The following is a 16406-nucleotide window of genomic DNA, read 5'->3' on the forward strand; positions in this document are numbered from 1 at the left end:
AAATTATGTTTTATAATAATATCAATATACTTTAAATTCTCTTTAAAGAATAATTTTTATTAAAGGAAAAAATATGAAATTATTAAGCATAGCTTTAGAAAATTCTGCAAATTCTCATCTAAAACATATATTAAAAAAATTAGATAATATAGAATTATACGGGATTTATGATATTAATTTAAAAAATGAAATTCCTATTTTAAATTCTAATAATTATTGTGATTTTACAGAATTTAATGCTATGGGTTTTGTGCAGATTTTGCCACTTATTTTAAAAGCAAAAAAAGCTATAAAAGATTTGGTTCAAATAGCACTTAATGACAAAATTGAAAAGATTTTATTAATTGATTCTCCTGCTTTTAATATACCATTTGCAAAAGCCTTAAGAAAAGCAGGTTTTAAAGGCAAAATTATTTATTTTATCTTACCACAAGTTTGGGCTTGGAAAAAAGGTAGGATTAAGGTAGTTGAGAGTTTATGTGATGAGCTAATTGGGATTTTGCCTTTTGAAAATCAGTATTTTAAAAAATCTCATTATTTTGGAAATCCAAGCAATGAAGCATTGAAAGATTATTTTAAAGAAAACTCAAATTCTAAAAAATTAATAGCCTTTTTACCAGGTTCAAGAAAAAGCGAAATCAAATCTTTAATGCCGATTTTTAGGAATTTAAAACAAGATTTTAAAGACTATGAATGCGTAGTTTGTGTGCCAAATTTTTTAAAAGATAGATTAGATTTATATGGGGATTTAAGCGGCTTTACTATCTCATATGATACTAAGGCTACCTTAAAAGAATGCGAGTTCGCTTATATTTGCAGCGGGACTGCAAGTCTTGAAGCAGGGCTTATTGGAAATGCTTTTTGTTTATGTTATAAGGCTAAAATGATTGATTATTTCATAGCAAAAACTTTAGTAAAAATCAAATTTATTGGACTTTGTAATATTATTTTTGATAAGCTTAATTTGGGCGAATTTCATAAAGAATTCATTCAAAATTTAGATAAGACAGAGTTGTTAAAAGCATTTGAAAATGCGAATAAAGATGAATTTTTAGAAAAATCAAAAAAATTAAGAGAATTAACTAAAGGTGAAATAGCAAATAATTTAGCAAAATTAATCAAGGAGTAATAATATGGAAATGATGACACAAAAAGGATATGAAAAATTATTTAAAGAATTAGAGCATTTAAAGGTCGTTGAGCGTCCTAATGTGGTAAAAGAAATTGATATTGCAAGGTCTCACGGAGATTTAAAAGAAAATGCTGAATATCACGCAGCGAGAGAAAAACAAAGCTTTTTAGAAGGCAAAATTGCAGAACTTAGCGAAATTTTAGCAAATGCTAAGATAGTAAATCCAGCAGAATTTAATCACGATAAAGTAAGATTTGGTAGCACGGTTTTGATAATGGATTTAAATACAGAAGAAGAAAAAACATTTAGCATAGTAGGAAATAGTGAAAGCGATTTAGATAAAGGCTATATCAGTATAAACTCACCTATAGCAAAAGCTATGATAGGTAAAGTTGAAGGCGATGAGTTTAATGTAGTATTACCTAAAGGTAAAGCTAGTTATGAAATACTTGAAATTTATTATAAAGAGCTTGATATTTAATGCTTGTATTAAAAGAAGGAGCAATTTTTATAGCCGATGTGCATTATGATAGCACTAGGCTTGATTTTGTAGATTTTATAGATTTTTTAAAAAAGACTAATCCACCACAAGTAATACTTCTAGGAGATATTTTTAATCTTTTAATAGGTGGAATTTCAAGTTGTAAAAACGATAATTTAGATATTATAAAAGCATTAGATGATTTAGCTTTAAAAATAGAAATTATTTATTTTGAAGGAAATCATGATTTTAATTTAACTAAGCTTTTTAACAATGTAAAAATAATTAAAAATCAACCAATTTTAGCAACTTATAACAATAAGATTTTTGCTATATCTCACGGAGATATATTCTTGCCAATCATCACTCAAATAGCTTTAAGATTTTTAAGATTTAACTTTGTAATTTTTATATTAAATTTATTAAATATTTTAAGTTTTGATAAAATTTATCAAAAGATTTGCAATCAACAAAAGGTAAAAAAGCTATATAAAAAATTAGATTTTTTTAAAAAATTAATGGAATTTAGAATTAAAAAATATAAAAGTTTTTTTATAAAAAAAGGCGTAAATATTGATTATATAATAGAAGGGCACTTTCATCAAGGAGATGAGTATTGCTTAGAAAATATAAAATACAAGAATTTAGAAGCTTTTGCAAATGACCGAAGTTTTTTTATACTAGAATATGGCTTTATAAAAAAATATAACTTACCCAGAAAGGAGTAAATATGGCAGAAGATAAAGTCTTAAAGGCTGATTCTAATGAAATGGAACTTGTAGATTTTCGTATCTATAAACAAGGACAACATAAAGTCTATGAAGGAATTTATGGAGTTAATGTTGCTAAAGTTAAAGAAATCATAAAAATACCTGCACTTACAGAATTACCAGGTGTTCCTGAATATATTGAAGGAGTATTTGATTTAAGAGGAGTTGTAATTCCTGTAATAAATTTAGCTAAATGGATGAATATAATTGAGCCAAAAGATATGGTATTAAAACCTAGAATTATTATTGCTGAATTTTCAAATATTATGATAGGTTTTATAGTTCATGAAGCAAAAAGAATTAGAAGAATTAATGCAAGTGATATTAGAGGTTCTGATTTTTCAACAAATACAGGCGGATTTGATAAAAGTCAAATAACAGGAATTGCTAAGATTGAAAATGATGAAGTTTTATTAATCTTAGACCTTGAAAGAATTGTTGAAGAGCTTGGAATTTACTCTCCAAAAATTGATATAGAAGAAAAAGAAATCAAAAAAATGACAGGAACAGCAGTTGTATTAGATGATAGCTCAACTGCTAGAAAATTAGTTCGCGATGCACTTGATAAAATGGGCTTTAAAGTAATTGAAGCAAAAGATGGTGTAGATGGACTTAATAAAATGAATGAACTTTATGAAGCATACAAAGGTGATATTGCTAATCAAGTAAAAGTTATTATTAGTGATGTTGAAATGCCACAAATGGACGGATTTCACTTCGCTTCAAGAGTTAGAGAAGATATTAGATTTAAAGGTATTCCAATTATCTTCAACTCATCTTTAAGTAATGAATTTTCAACTCTTAAGAGTAAAGATGTAGGTGGAGATGCCTTTTTAACCAAATTTGATGCTAATGTATTTTACAAAGAAGTATCAAGAGTAATTGAATCATATATTAAAAAGTAAGGAGCGTAGATATGGAAGATATGCAAGAGATATTAGAAGACTTCTTAGTAGAAGCTTTTGAATTAATTGAACAAATAGATCACGATTTAGTTGAGCTTGAGAGTAATCCTGAAGATTTAGAATTGCTAAACCGCATTTTCCGTGTTGCTCACACTGTTAAAGGAAGTTCAAGCTTTTTAAACTTTGATGTTTTAACAAAACTAACTCATCATATGGAAGATGTTTTAAACAAAGCTCGTCACGGCGAATTACTAATAACTCCTGATATTATGGATGTTGTGCTTGAATCAATTGATATGATGAAAGACTTATTACATTGTATTAAAGATAATGGCAATGATACAGCAATAAATATGGATATTAGCTCGATTTGTAGCCGTCTAACTGCAATTAGCGAGGGTAAAATTTTAAGCGAAGTTAAGGCTGAGCCAAAAAGTTTAGATGAGAAAATTGAAGAATTAATTGAAAAAGATTCAAATAGTAATGAAGAAGAAGTAGATGTAAATTCTTTAAGTGCTGATGAAGTAGAAGCTGAAATTGAAAGATTATTAAAACAAAGAAAAGCTGAAGATAAAGCAAGAAGAGAAGAGAAAAAACAACAAGAAGCAGTGGTAGAAACTAAAAAAGTTGAAAAAGTAGTTGAAACACCTGTTGAAAAACCAGTAGAAAAAATCTCTGAAAGAGCTAGTGAAAAACAAGATACAAAAGAAGCTAGAAATGCAAAACAAGCACCTGTAGCTGCTGATAAAGGCAACTCATCAAATATGGAGCAAACTATTAGGGTTGAAGTAAAAAGACTTGATAACCTAATGAACTTAATAGGCGAACTTGTATTGGGTAAAAATAGACTTTTAAAAATCTATGATGATGTTGAAGAAAGATATGAAGGCGAAAAATTCATAGAAGAATTAAATCAAGTTGTAAATCAATTAAGCGTAGTAACAACTGATATTCAACTAGCTGTAATGAAAACAAGAATGCAACCAATTGCAAAAGTATTTAACAAATTCCCAAGGGTTGTTAGAGATTTAAGCCGTGATTTAGGAAAACAAATTGAGCTTGAACTTGAAGGTGAAGAAACAGAACTTGATAAATCAATCGTAGAAGAAATAGGCGATCCTATTATGCATATGATTAGAAATTCTTGTGATCACGGAGTTGAATCAGCAGAAGATAGAATTGCAGCAGGCAAACCAGAAAGAGGAACGGTTCAGCTAAAAGCATACAATGAAGGAAATCACATAGTAATTGAAATAGCTGATGATGGTAAAGGACTTAATGCTGAAGTATTAAAAACTAAAGGTATTGAAAAAGGAATTATTAGCGAAAGAGAAGCTGATAATATGAGCGATAAAGAAGCTTATGGTCTTATATTTAAACCAGGATTTTCAACTGCTAAACAAGTAACAAATGTAAGTGGTCGTGGTGTTGGAATGGATGTTGTTAAAACAAACATTGATAAGCTAAATGGTATTATTGAAGTGGATAGCGAATTAGGAAAAGGAACGGTTATAAAACTAAAAATCCCATTAACACTAGCTATCATTCAATCACTACTTGTAAAAACTCAAGAAGAATTCTATGCAATTCCACTTGCTAGTGTTCTTGAAACGGTAAGAGTTGCTATTGATGATATTTATACAATTGAAGGTAAAAATGTTTTAAGACTTAGAGATGAAGTTTTATCACTTGTAAGACTTAGTGATTTATTTGGAGTAAAACAAGTACTTGAAAATAGCGAACAAGCTTATGTAGTTGTTGTTGGTGCAGCAGCTTCTAAACTTGGAATTATAGTAGATACTTTAATAGGTCAAGAAGAAGTTGTAATTAAATCTATGGGATATTATTTACAAAATATCACAGGAATTGCAGGCTCAACCATTCGTGGAGATGGTAATGTTACATTAATAGTTGATGTTGGTGCAATGATGGATATGGCAAAAGATGTTAAAGTAGATATTAAAGCTAATAACGACACAGGTTCAAAAGTTTCAAAAGATAAGCCAAGTGATTATGTAGTTTTAGCGGTTGATGATTCTCAAATTGATAGAGGAATTATGAAAAAAGCATTAGAGCCGCTTGGAATTAAAGTAATTGAAGCAAGCAATGGTGTAGAAGCTTTAAATATAATTAAAAGCGGAGAGCATTCAATAGATGGAATGCTAATTGATATTGAAATGCCAAGAATGGATGGTTACACACTAGCAGCAGAAATTAGAAAATATGCAAAATATAGAAATCTACCACTAATTGCTGTTACAAGTAGAACTAGCAAGAGTGATAGACTAAGAGGCGTAGAAGTAGGAATGACTGAGTATATTACAAAGCCTTATTCTTATGAATATTTAGAAAATGTAGTAAGAAAGAATTTAAAATTAGGATAATGTAATGGAAAGATTAAATCAAGTTTTAAATAGACAACAAGAACAAGTTAAAGGTGCTTCTGGTAGAGATGTAAAAGAAGAACAAATTAGACAATTAGTAGGATTTATGATTGATGAAGAAGAGTATGCAATTCCAATTCTAAGCATACAAGAAATCATAAAGCCTATTGAATACACTAGAGTTCCTAGCGTTCCTGATTATGTATTAGGAGTATTCAATATGCGTGGTAATGTAATTCCATTAATTGACCTTGCAAAGCGTTTTGGCTTGGGTAGTTCAAAACATACTCAACATACAAGATATATAGTTTTAAAAGGTGAAGAAGGAAATATTGGTTTTGTTATTGATAAATTAACAGAAGCTATCAAAATTAAAGAAAGTAATATTGACCAACCACCTGAAACTTTACTTAAAGAAAAAGGTATGATTGATGGAATTGGCAAGCAAGAAAATAGTATTTTAACTATATTAAAAGTTGAAGCTTTAATGAAAAGGGATTTTTAATGAGTGGATATAGCATTTGGTGTGATTTTATTGAAAATAGTTTTTTAGATAATGAATTTTTACAAATGCTAGCTAGTGGCACTATAAATGGTGCTACTAGTAATCCTAGTATATTTAAAAATGCAATTACTACTTCAGCATATTATAAAGAAAGAATTAAGCAATTAAATATAAAAAATAAAGAAGAATTATTTTTAACTCTAGCCTTAGAAGATATTAAAAAAGCAGCTATTAAAATGAGCCATTTATATGCAAAAGATAGCAATAATGGTTTTATTAGTTTTGAAATAAATCCACTAAATAGCAATAATGCAGGTCTTAGTATTGCAGAAGGTTTAAAGATTGCTAATTTAATAAATATGCCAAATTTAATGATAAAAGTGCCGGCAACTAATGCAGGATATGAAGTTATGAATACATTGGCAAGTTATGGAATTAGCATAAATGCTACACTGATTTTTTCTTACGAACAAGCAAAAAAATGTAATGATGCAATAGCACAAGGTATGAAAAAGTATAAAGCAAAAAATCCTAATGGAATAATTAATAAAGGTGTAGTTAGTATTTTTGTAAGCAGAGTTGATAGCTTATTAAATAATAGATTTAGCGTTAAAAACCAAATAGGAATTCAAAACGCAATTTATTCAGCATCTAAAGTTGGTAGTGAAAATATAAGAGCTTTATTTGCAAGTACAGGAACAAAAAGTAATGATTTAAGTAAAGATTATTATTTAAAAGAACTAGAATTTAATAACACTATAAATACAGCTCCAATTAATGCTATAAATGCCTATAAACCTAGTAAAACTATAAAGAATTTAAATCAAGAAATAATTTCAAATTCAAAAGATTTTATATTCTCAACTATAAACGAAATTGAGTATAATGCCGCTTGCAAAAAACTTTTAGAAGATGGATTAATCCAATTTGAAAAAGCATATATAGATATTTTAGAAAGTCTTTAAAGGTTATTAATGGAAATAGATTTAGAAAATATTCGTTGGGAATTAAGAGATAATTTAGATGGTTGGTTAAATACCTTAATTGAAGTTGGTGGAAGTGATTTACACCTTAGCTCAAACCTAAATCCAAAAGGTAGAGTAAATGGAGAAATTAGCGAAATAGCACCTGATATTATATCAAGAGAAGATATGTTAGATTTATGTAAAGCCCTAACAAGAGGAGATTTTACAAGATTTGTAGATAATAAAAATATAGACTTCTCTTATGAGCCTAAAAATAAAGATAAATTTAAATATAAAGGCTCTTTTCGTGTGAATTTATTTTTTACAATGAATGGACCTAGTGCTGTTTTTAGAACAATCCCTGATACTATGCCAAGTTTTGAAGCATTAAAACTGCCAGAAGTTATTAAAGATATAACAACAACAGAAACAAGGGGATTAATATTAGTTACTGGACCAACTGGTAGTGGTAAAACGACTACACTTGCTTCAATCATTGAATATATTAATCAAAACTACCATAGACATATTATCACTATTGAAGACCCAATTGAATTTAAATATAAACCTGCAAAATCAATAGTAAATCAAAGAGCTATAGGACAAGATGCTTTAAGTTTTCAAGATGCACTAAGAGCAGCTTTAAGGGAAGACCCTGATATTATTCTAGTAGGTGAGATGAGAGATTTAGAAACCATTGAAGTAGCAATGCACGCAGCAGAAACAGGACACTTAGTTTTAAGCACACTTCACACAATTAATGCACAAGAAACATTAAATAGGGTTTTAGGAATGTTCCCTAAAGAAGAGCAAAACAGAATTAGAAGTTCATTTTCTGGAGTATTAAAGGCTGTTATTTCTCAAAGATTATGTAAAACCACAGATGGAAAAAGAACAGCTGCTATTGAAGTTTTAAGAGGAAATGAGCGTATAAAAAGACTTATTTTAGAAGGTAGGGAAAACTCAATAGGCGATGTATTAAAAGAAGGCACAATGAAAATGCAAAGTTTTGACCAACATTTGCTAATGCTATATAAATCAGGAAGAATTACAGAAGAAGAAGCGTATGATAAAGCAAGTAATGCAAATGACTTGAAAGTATTAATTGATGGTTATAAATTTGGAGAAGCTAAAAAATCATCATCTAATGTAAGCACTGGTTTTCAATTTAAACTTGCTTCTCAAGAAGAATAATATTTTTATTAAACTTTTTATAGTATTATTCACACTTATTTTTTTTGAAAGGACATTTTATGTTAGAAGGACAAATTAGACAGAGTATTGGTAGAAAGTCAGCTAAAGCTGCTAGACAAGATGGTATGCTAATTGCTAATATCTATGGCAAAGGCGTTGAAAATATCCATGCGGTATTTAAAACAAACGAATTCATTAAAGAAGTTCGTAAAAAAGACGGATTAATTTTCCCTGTTAGTGTTGATGGTAAAACTTATGAAGTTGTAATTGTTGATTATCAACACCATCCAGTAACTAGCGAAATTAAGCACGTTGATTTAAAAATAGCACTAAAAGGTGTTGAGAGCTTTTATATGGTTCCAGTAAAAGTTGTAGGAACTGCAAAAGGTCTTAAAAATAAAGGTGTATTAATTCAATCAAAACGCCGCTTAAAAGTAAAATGTAAAGCAGAAAATTTACCTAACTTCTTTGAATTAGATGTAACTGATTTAGATGTTGGTGATGCTTTATTAGTAAGAGATATTAAAGTTGCTGATAATGTAAAAATTATTGACGCTGGTCGTGTAGCTGTTGTTGGAGTTGAAAAAGCTAGATGATTTTAGTAATAGGCTTAGGAAATCCTGGCGAGAAATATGCAAATACTCGCCACAACCTAGGCTTTATGTTAATTGATAAATTACTTAACTCTTCTTACACTAAACAAAGTTTAAACTGCAATGGAGAACTTTATAAAAAACAAAATATATTACTACTCAAACCACTAACCTACATGAATAATTCAGGGGAAAGTGTAAAGAAAGTCGTAGATTTTTATAAACCAGAAAGAATAATTGTATGCCACGATGAAATGGATATAAATTTTTCTAAGCTAAAAATTAAAAAAGGTGGTAGTTCTGGTGGTCATAATGGATTAAAATCCATAGATAACTTTATAGGTAATGATTATGAAAGAATTAGATTAGGAATTGGAAAACCTGATTTAAAATATGAAGTTATTAATTATGTTCTTGACAATTTTAATGAAAATGAAAAAAAAGAATTAGAAAACTTCTTAAATTATTCAAAAGACGCTTTAGAATATCTTTTGGACAATGATATATTAAAGACTCAAAATAAATTTCATAATTAAACACTTTCAAATAATTAATAAAATCATTATTCTTAAATAATTAATAATACAAATATGTATTTAAATAGCCTAATATTTTAGCTATTGCAATTTTGCCAAACTCATAAATAAATTACAATTTATAATAATCGTGATATAGACTTAAAATAAATCATACTTAAAGCCTATTTAAAATGTTTATTTAAAAACAAAATTTTTCAAAATAAGATAAATTAAATTACAAATATAAAATTATTTATCAATTAATTCCATTAACAAAATACTCATTAAATATTTATAAATGTTTAAAAAGTTAATTTTATGAATTTAAAAATATACTTATATGATTAAATCACAACAATAGAATTTATAAAAAACTTAATATATTCAAAATCTACATATATTTCTAAAAATATAAAAGTAAAAATTAACAAATTCTCTAATTTGAACTATTTATAAAATACTTAGAAAATAATTAATTTAGCTAATTGATTATATCTAATAAGTTACTTTAATAACCTATAATCGCGACATTTTTTTAAAAAAAGGATTAAAGTGGCAGAGATAAAACTACAAGGACATACACTAAAATCATTTGACTTAAAAACAAAACCAATTATGCAAGAATACTTAAAGGATTTTGATGTTAATGTCAGTGATTATTCATTTTGTGCGAACTATATTTGGCTTTCTAAAGCTAGTGGATTTTATTCAATAATCAATAATACATTTTGCTTATTTGTTATGAATGGTGGAGAATTATCTATGTTATTGCCACCACTAGGAAAACCTCAAGATTGTTATGATAGCATACCAGAATGCTTTAAGATTATGAATGAAAACAATACTTCTACATATTACTCTAAAATTGAATATGTTTGTGATAACTTCTTAGAAGGATTTATTACCCATACAAATGAAGGTGAAGTTATGTTTAGCTCACTAGATAATTATATAATAGAAAAAAAAATTAGCAGATTATATATATGTAAGCGATGATTTAATAGAGCTTAGGGGTAATGCTTATCACACTAAAAGAACCGAAATTAATAAATTTAAAAGAGTATATCCAAATTATTTTTTACAGACATTAGATTGCAAAAAACATAGCGATGATATAAAAATGCTTTTTGATAAATGGGTAAGCGATAGGATTAAATATGTTCCAAAAGCAGAAGTAGATGCGTTTTTAGATGGAATTTATCAAGAAAGATTAGCGATTAAAAAATGCTTACAAGATTACGAGACATTAGGACTAGATGGCTTAGTAATTTATATTGATGATGAATTAAAAGGCTTTACAATAGGCGAAAAAATATGTAGTGATACAGCAAGTGTATTGATTGAAAAAACTGATTTTGAAACTTTAGGTTGTGCTCAATTTATATTTAGAGAGTTTTCAAAAGTTTTAAAAGAAAAATATGATTGTAAATACATAAATGTAGGAGATGATATGGGTTTTGAAAACCTAAAAAAAGTTAAAATGTCATATCGTCCAGAAAAAATCATACCAAAATACACAATATATCAAAAACTATGATTATAAAAGCTACTAAAACTCATTTAAAAGACCTTTTGCTAATTGAAGAAGAATGTTTTAAAAATGATTGTTTTAAGTTAGGTAAAAATAATTTCTTATATCACATAAAAAAAGAAAACATATTTATTTTTTTATGTGATAAAAAAGTAGCTGGATATATTATGAAGCTTACTTATAAAAATAGTATTAGAATATATTCTTTAGCGATAAAAGATGAATTTAAGGGTTTAAAAATAGGCACAAAATTATGCGAAGAACTAATTAATAATGCTAAAGTATTAAATAAAGAAAAGATATTTTTAGAAGTAAGAGTAAGCAATATAAATGCTATTAATTTATACAAAAAATTTCAATTTAAAGAAGAAAAAATCTTAAAAAATTATTATAGCAATGAAGATGGTATTAAAATGACGCTTATATTAAAGCCTAAAAATTAGGCTTTAAGTTTATTTTCTAATATGGGCGTTTCCTATGATTTGATATTTTGTAGTTGTTAATTCATTTAATCCCATAGGACCTCTTGCGTGAAGTTTTTGAGTGCTTATTCCTATTTCAGCCGCATAGCCAAATTCCGCACCATCGCTAAATCTAGTGCTAGCATTTACATATAAAACTGCTGAATCAATCTCATCTAAGAACTTATTAATATTAGTATAATCTTGAGAAATTATCGCTTCTGAATGATTTGTGCTGTATTTTTGAATGTGAAGTATAGCTTCATTAATATCATCTACGATTTTAATAGCTAGTATTAAATCTTCAAATTCTTCTTCCCAATCACTATCATTTGCCTTTTTATAATTTTTTAAAAATTTCTCACACTTAGCACAAACCCTAAGCTCTACATTAGGCATTTTGCTTTCTAATAAAGGCAAAATTTCGCTAGCTATATTTTTATTAATGAGTAAAGTCTCTACACTATTACATACCCCTGGTCTTTGCGTTTTAGCATTATTTATAATATTTATAGCATCATCTATTTTCGCATTATAATCAACATAAATATGGCAATTCCCTACTCCTGTTTGAATACAAGGAATTAGACTATTATTTTTAATTTCATTAATCAAACTAGCACTACCCCTTGGAATTACAACATCTATATAATCATTCGCCCTTAAAAGCTCTTTTACTAAATCCCTGTTAGTATCACTTACAATCTGAACGAAATTCTCATCTAAATCAAATCTTTTTAATACCTTTTGAAAAATTGAAACTAAAAATAAATTAGTATTTAAAGCTTCCTTTCCACCCCTTAAAATCACTACATTAGAACTCTTAAAACATAGTGCAAAAGCATCTACGCAAACATTAGGACGAGATTCAAAAATAATAGCAACTACTCCTAAAGGCACCTTAATTTGCTGCATTTTTAGACCATTTTCTAGAGTCTTTCCAAATACCACCCTACCCACTACATCATCAAGTAAAGCGACATTTCTTAAAGTGCTTATCATATTATTTATTCTATTTTCATTAAGTCTTAACCTATCTACAAAAGCACTTTTTAGATTTGAATTATCATTAATATCTTTAAGGTTTGCTTTTAATAAACCATCAATATTTGCAAGTATTTCATCAGCACAAGAATTTAAAACTTCTTTTTTAATACTTGAATTAAGCTTAGCTAATTTAGTCTTTGCATTTTTTGCATTCTTGCATAAAATATCAATCATTTTTACTCCTTATCAAAAATAGTCCCTATATCAGCACCACTAATTAACTCGCTAATATTCATAGGATTAGAGCCATTTAAAATAGCCATTCTTACACCATTTTTAGCACAATTACTTGCAGCTTGTAATTTTGTCTTCATACCACCTATACTAAACTCACTACCTTTATCTCCGCCCATTTGCATAATCTCATCTGTGATTTTTTCTACATAAGAAATTCTTTTTGCATTAGGATTGTTCTTAGGATTTGATGTATAAAATGCGTCTATATCACTTAAAATTATTAGCAAATCAGCCTTGATTAAACAAGCAACACTAGCTGAAAGGCTATCATTATCACTAAATTCAATCTCATAAGTTGAAATAGTATCATTAGCATTAATTATCGGGATAATTTCGTATTTTAATAAAGTATTTAAAGTATTTTCAGTATTTTGTTTTCTTTGTTCTATTTCAAAATCATCTTTAGTTAGTAAAACTTGTGCTACAAATGAACTAAAATTAGCAAATGCGTTTTGATAAATATGCATAAGCTCTGCTTGACCTATTGCTGCTGCTGCTTGTTTTTCCATAGTAATTGTAGGTCTTTGCTTAAAGCCAAGTTTTTTTGAGCCAACCCCAATCGCACCTGAAGTAACCAATACAACTTCTTTTCCTTGATTTTTCAAATCAGCTAAAACCCAAGCTAACTTATTAATTAATCCTAAGTTTAAATTACCATTTTCATAAGTTAGAGTTGATGTGCCAACTTTGATTACAATTCTTTTGCTATCTTTTAAATTAATTTTTAAATTCTCATTCATATTTTCCCCTTATTTAGAAGAATATTAAATACTTTAAATTAATGCTTAAATATAAAAATTACAAATGAGAATTTAAAATGATTAGAATATAAAATAATAATATTTTACCCCTAATATTAGGGGTAAATTTTAGTAAAATATTATATGAACTTTTTGACTTCCATGAACTCCAAAAACGGTTACAAGCTCAATATCAGATGTTCTACTAGGACCTGCAATATATAAAATATTAGTAGGTAAAATCTCATTTTCAGCCTTTATTCTAGCAAGACCACTAGCAAGTGAAGGCTCAATTTTTGTTTTATCAAGTAGCATAATGCAAAGCATTGGAGCAAGGCTTAACATTCTTGGTTGATTTGCACTTGATTTTACACAAGCAACCCCATGTGAGCTAATAGCAAATTCTACATCAATCACTGAAAAATCACTATGAAAAACTTCACTTCTTAATTCTTCTACGCTTTTATCAAAACAAACTTTTTTACTTGCATTTATTTTTTCTACATCAGCACTTAGGCTTTTTGGATAAATTAAAGATGAATATCCATAAGAGCTTGTGATTTTGTTTATTTCATCATAAACATTCTCTAAGCCACTAACTTCATGAACTTCAAATTTGTTTTCACTCATTTTGGTTTTAGTTTCTTCTAAAGGATTATCGCTTTGTTTTATATGCACACTTGGGTCTATACTTTTATCATTTAACTCATGTCTTACACCACATTCAATTGCGTTTAAAATCTGATTTCTTGAGCGATTGCTTATCTCTTCAATTCTCTTATTCATAAGAAACTCCTTCTAAGTTTTCTAATTCTTTATAAATATTTCCTTTAAGTTCAGGTAAGTCTTTATAAGTAGCCCAATTTTTAAGCACAGGTAGGCTTGTTCCTAGACTTTGTAATAGCCAGTTAAACTTACTTGCGTTACCAATAGCAACTCTCCACATTTTTGGACTTGTAGCAATATCAGCAAACTTAGCAAATCCATAGCTTTCCATTGCACTATGCTCTAATTCATTTGCACCTAGTGGAGCATTGTCCCCAGCTTCGCCTATCTTATCACGGCGTAATTTTCTAATCATACTATCAAGTGGGATTTTTACAGGGCAAACTTCAGAGCAACGACCACATAAAGAACATAAACTTAAAATATCTCCATGCTCTTTCATACCGAATAATTGCGGAGATATAACTTCTCCAATTGGCCCAGGATAAACAGCATCATAACTATGACCGCCGATTTTATCATATACAGGACAAAAGTTCATACAAGCACCACATCTAATGCAGCGTAATGCTTCATAATAATCTTCGTTACTTAAAATATTTGTTCTATGGTTGTTAAATAATATTATATGCACTTCTTTAGGACCATCTAGCTCATCAGCTTTTCTAGGGCCTGTAATAATATTATTATACGCAGGGATAAATTGTCCTGTAGCAGATGGAGTTAATAATGTATCAGTTGTAGCTGCATCAGTAAAACTCTCTACTATTTTTTCAATTCCACAAATTGCTACATGAATAGTTGGAGCAGTTGTACACATTCTACCATTGCCTTCGTTTTCAATCAGCCAAATAGCACCTTCACTTGAAATTGCAAAATTTACCCCGCTAATTCCCATCTCTAAACCTTCAAATTCATTTCTTAAATGAGTTCTAGCAATTGCATTTAATTTTTCAGGCTCACTTTCTTTAGCTACGCCTAATTTTTCGCTAAATAATTCTCCTATTTCATAACGATTTTTATGAATTGCAGGAACAACTATATGAACAGGAGTTTCATTACCTAATTGTAAAATCAGCTCTCCTAAATCAGTCTCAATTGCATTTAAGCCTTTGTGTTCTAAATAGTGATTTAAGCCTATTTCTTCACTAGCCATTGATTTGCCTTTTAAGACTTTACTGATTTTCTTTTCCATCATTAGCTCATAAATTATCTCACAAGCATCTTCTTTAGTATTTGCAAAATGCACTTTCATTCCATTTTTTGTGGCATTTTTTTCAAATTCTAATACCCTATCTTTTAAGGTATATAAAGCATTATTTTTAGCTTTTTGTGCTTTTGTTCTAAGCCCTTGCCAATCTTGAAATTTTGCATTTATTAGGTTTTTTCTTCTATCTTGTAAGGCGTGCATTGCAGAGCTTACATTTTCTCTCATTTGTTTATCAGCTAATTTAGTTTTAATTAATTCACTATGATTTTTCATATCTTTTCTCCTTGCATTCTAGCAGCTAAAAAGTCATATAAATGATAAGTTTTGATATCAAGACCCATTTTTGCAATAGTTCCACGAATGTTTAATAAACACCCACCATCAGCTGAAATTATAACCTTTGCTCCACTTTCAACTATATCATTTACTTTTGCAGTTGCCATAGCGTTTGAGATTTCAGGCTCTTTTACACTAAAAGTCCCACCAAATCCGCAACATTCTTCTTCATATTTAAGCTCAACTAATTCAACATTTTTAAGACTTCTTAATAAATTTTTAGAAGCTTCAATGCTTTTTTGCACTCTTAAAGCATGGCAATTGCTATGCCAAGTAACCTTAATAGGCTCTCCTTTATCTTCTATCTTAAATCCGATTTGTTCTAAATATTGACTAAGTTCTATTACTTTTGAGCTAAATTTTTTAATTTTTTCATAATTTGCGTCATCTTTAAAAAGCTCAACATAATCATGGCTCATCATACCACCGCAACTTCCACTAGGAATTACTACTGGTAAATCTTCACTAAATAATTCGGCATTATATAAAGCTACTTTTTTAGTATCTTTAAAATATCCTGTGTTATAACTTGGCTGACCGCAACAGGTTTGATCTTTTTTAAAAATCACTTCAACTCCAGCACTTCTTAAAAGCTTAATAGAGTTTAAAATAGTATTCTGCATAGCAGCACTTGCTAGACAGGTCGCATAAAAATATACTTTTTTTTGCAT

The 16406-nt window shown here is 28.5% G+C and carries 16 protein-coding genes and 1 pseudogene; 12 read left to right on the forward strand and 5 right to left on the reverse strand.

What is annotated here, in order from left to right:
* Positions 1-73: 73 nt before the first annotated feature.
* From AVBRAN_RS06015 to AVBRAN_RS06070, 12 genes and pseudogenes are all read left to right on the forward strand, one after another.
* Positions 74-1129 carry a lipid-A-disaccharide synthase gene (locus AVBRAN_RS06015; protein ID WP_214116633.1) on the forward strand — a complete coding sequence of 352 codons (1056 nt, stop codon included), beginning with the start codon at positions 74-76 and terminating at the stop codon, positions 1127-1129.
* A 4-nt stretch (positions 1130-1133) separates the two neighbouring features.
* Positions 1134-1613, forward strand: coding sequence for a transcription elongation factor GreA (greA, locus tag AVBRAN_RS06020; RefSeq protein WP_239802743.1), 480 nt, complete (start codon positions 1134-1136; stop codon positions 1611-1613).
* Complete coding sequence (locus tag AVBRAN_RS06025; protein ID WP_239802744.1) at positions 1613-2341, forward strand: metallophosphoesterase; 729 nt, start codon at positions 1613-1615, stop codon at positions 2339-2341. Before greA ends, AVBRAN_RS06025 begins: the two co-directional genes overlap by 1 nt.
* 2 nt (positions 2342-2343) lie before the next feature.
* Complete coding sequence (locus AVBRAN_RS06030; protein WP_214120312.1) at positions 2344-3288, forward strand: chemotaxis protein; 945 nt, start codon at positions 2344-2346, stop codon at positions 3286-3288.
* Positions 3289-3299: 11 nt separating this feature from the next.
* Entirely contained in the window at positions 3300-5672 is a 2373-nt protein-coding gene (locus tag AVBRAN_RS06035; RefSeq protein ID WP_214150503.1) for a chemotaxis protein CheW, read from the forward strand.
* 4 nt (positions 5673-5676) lie between these two features.
* The gene (locus AVBRAN_RS06040; protein ID WP_214116625.1) at positions 5677-6177 is read left to right on the forward strand and encodes a chemotaxis protein CheW; all 501 of its coding nucleotides are present in this window, start codon (positions 5677-5679) and stop codon (positions 6175-6177) included.
* Positions 6177-7142, forward strand: a complete 966-nt coding sequence (locus tag AVBRAN_RS06045) for a transaldolase (protein ID WP_239802745.1) — start codon at positions 6177-6179, stop codon at positions 7140-7142. Before AVBRAN_RS06040 ends, AVBRAN_RS06045 begins: the two co-directional genes overlap by 1 nt.
* A 9-nt stretch (positions 7143-7151) precedes the next feature.
* Entirely contained in the window at positions 7152-8336 is a 1185-nt protein-coding gene (locus tag AVBRAN_RS06050; protein WP_214116621.1) for a PilT/PilU family type 4a pilus ATPase, read from the forward strand.
* Positions 8337-8395: 59 nt separating this feature from the next.
* A complete protein-coding gene (locus tag AVBRAN_RS06055; RefSeq protein WP_214116615.1) occupies positions 8396-8932 on the forward strand; it encodes a 50S ribosomal protein L25/general stress protein Ctc in 537 nt (178 codons plus the stop codon).
* The gene (gene pth, locus AVBRAN_RS06060; protein WP_239802746.1) at positions 8929-9465 is read left to right on the forward strand and encodes an aminoacyl-tRNA hydrolase; all 537 of its coding nucleotides are present in this window, start codon (positions 8929-8931) and stop codon (positions 9463-9465) included. The genes AVBRAN_RS06055 and pth overlap by 4 nt, the downstream gene beginning before the upstream one ends.
* A gap of 534 nt (positions 9466-9999) precedes the next feature.
* A pseudogene (locus AVBRAN_RS06065) lies at positions 10000-10984 on the forward strand (phosphatidylglycerol lysyltransferase domain-containing protein).
* Complete coding sequence (locus tag AVBRAN_RS06070; protein ID WP_239802747.1) at positions 10981-11421, forward strand: GNAT family N-acetyltransferase; 441 nt, start codon at positions 10981-10983, stop codon at positions 11419-11421. The pseudogene AVBRAN_RS06065 and the gene AVBRAN_RS06070 overlap by 4 nt, the downstream one beginning before the upstream one ends.
* Before the next feature lie 9 nt (positions 11422-11430).
* On the opposite strand, the gene AVBRAN_RS06075 is transcribed toward AVBRAN_RS06070, so the two are convergent.
* The 5 genes from AVBRAN_RS06075 to AVBRAN_RS06095 form a co-directional block, all read right to left on the reverse strand.
* Positions 11431-12660, reverse strand: a complete 1230-nt coding sequence (locus AVBRAN_RS06075; protein WP_239802748.1) for a glutamate-5-semialdehyde dehydrogenase — start codon at positions 12658-12660, stop codon at positions 11431-11433.
* Between the two features lie 2 nt (positions 12661-12662).
* On the reverse strand, positions 12663-13463 hold the full coding sequence (gene proB / locus AVBRAN_RS06080; protein ID WP_239802749.1) for a glutamate 5-kinase: 801 nt from the start codon (positions 13461-13463) through the stop codon (positions 12663-12665).
* Between the two features lie 129 nt (positions 13464-13592).
* A complete protein-coding gene (locus AVBRAN_RS06085) occupies positions 13593-14249 on the reverse strand; it encodes a lactate utilization protein C (protein ID WP_239802750.1) in 657 nt (218 codons plus the stop codon).
* Entirely contained in the window at positions 14242-15672 is a 1431-nt protein-coding gene (locus AVBRAN_RS06090) for a LutB/LldF family L-lactate oxidation iron-sulfur protein (protein ID WP_239802751.1), read from the reverse strand. The genes AVBRAN_RS06085 and AVBRAN_RS06090 overlap by 8 nt, the downstream gene beginning before the upstream one ends.
* Positions 15669-16406, reverse strand: a complete 738-nt coding sequence (locus tag AVBRAN_RS06095) for a (Fe-S)-binding protein (RefSeq protein WP_214116599.1) — start codon at positions 16404-16406, stop codon at positions 15669-15671. Before AVBRAN_RS06095 ends, AVBRAN_RS06090 begins: the two co-directional genes overlap by 4 nt.

The organism is Campylobacter sp. RM12651, from assembly GCF_022369475.1.
Lineage (GTDB): Bacteria > Campylobacterota > Campylobacteria > Campylobacterales > Campylobacteraceae > Campylobacter_E.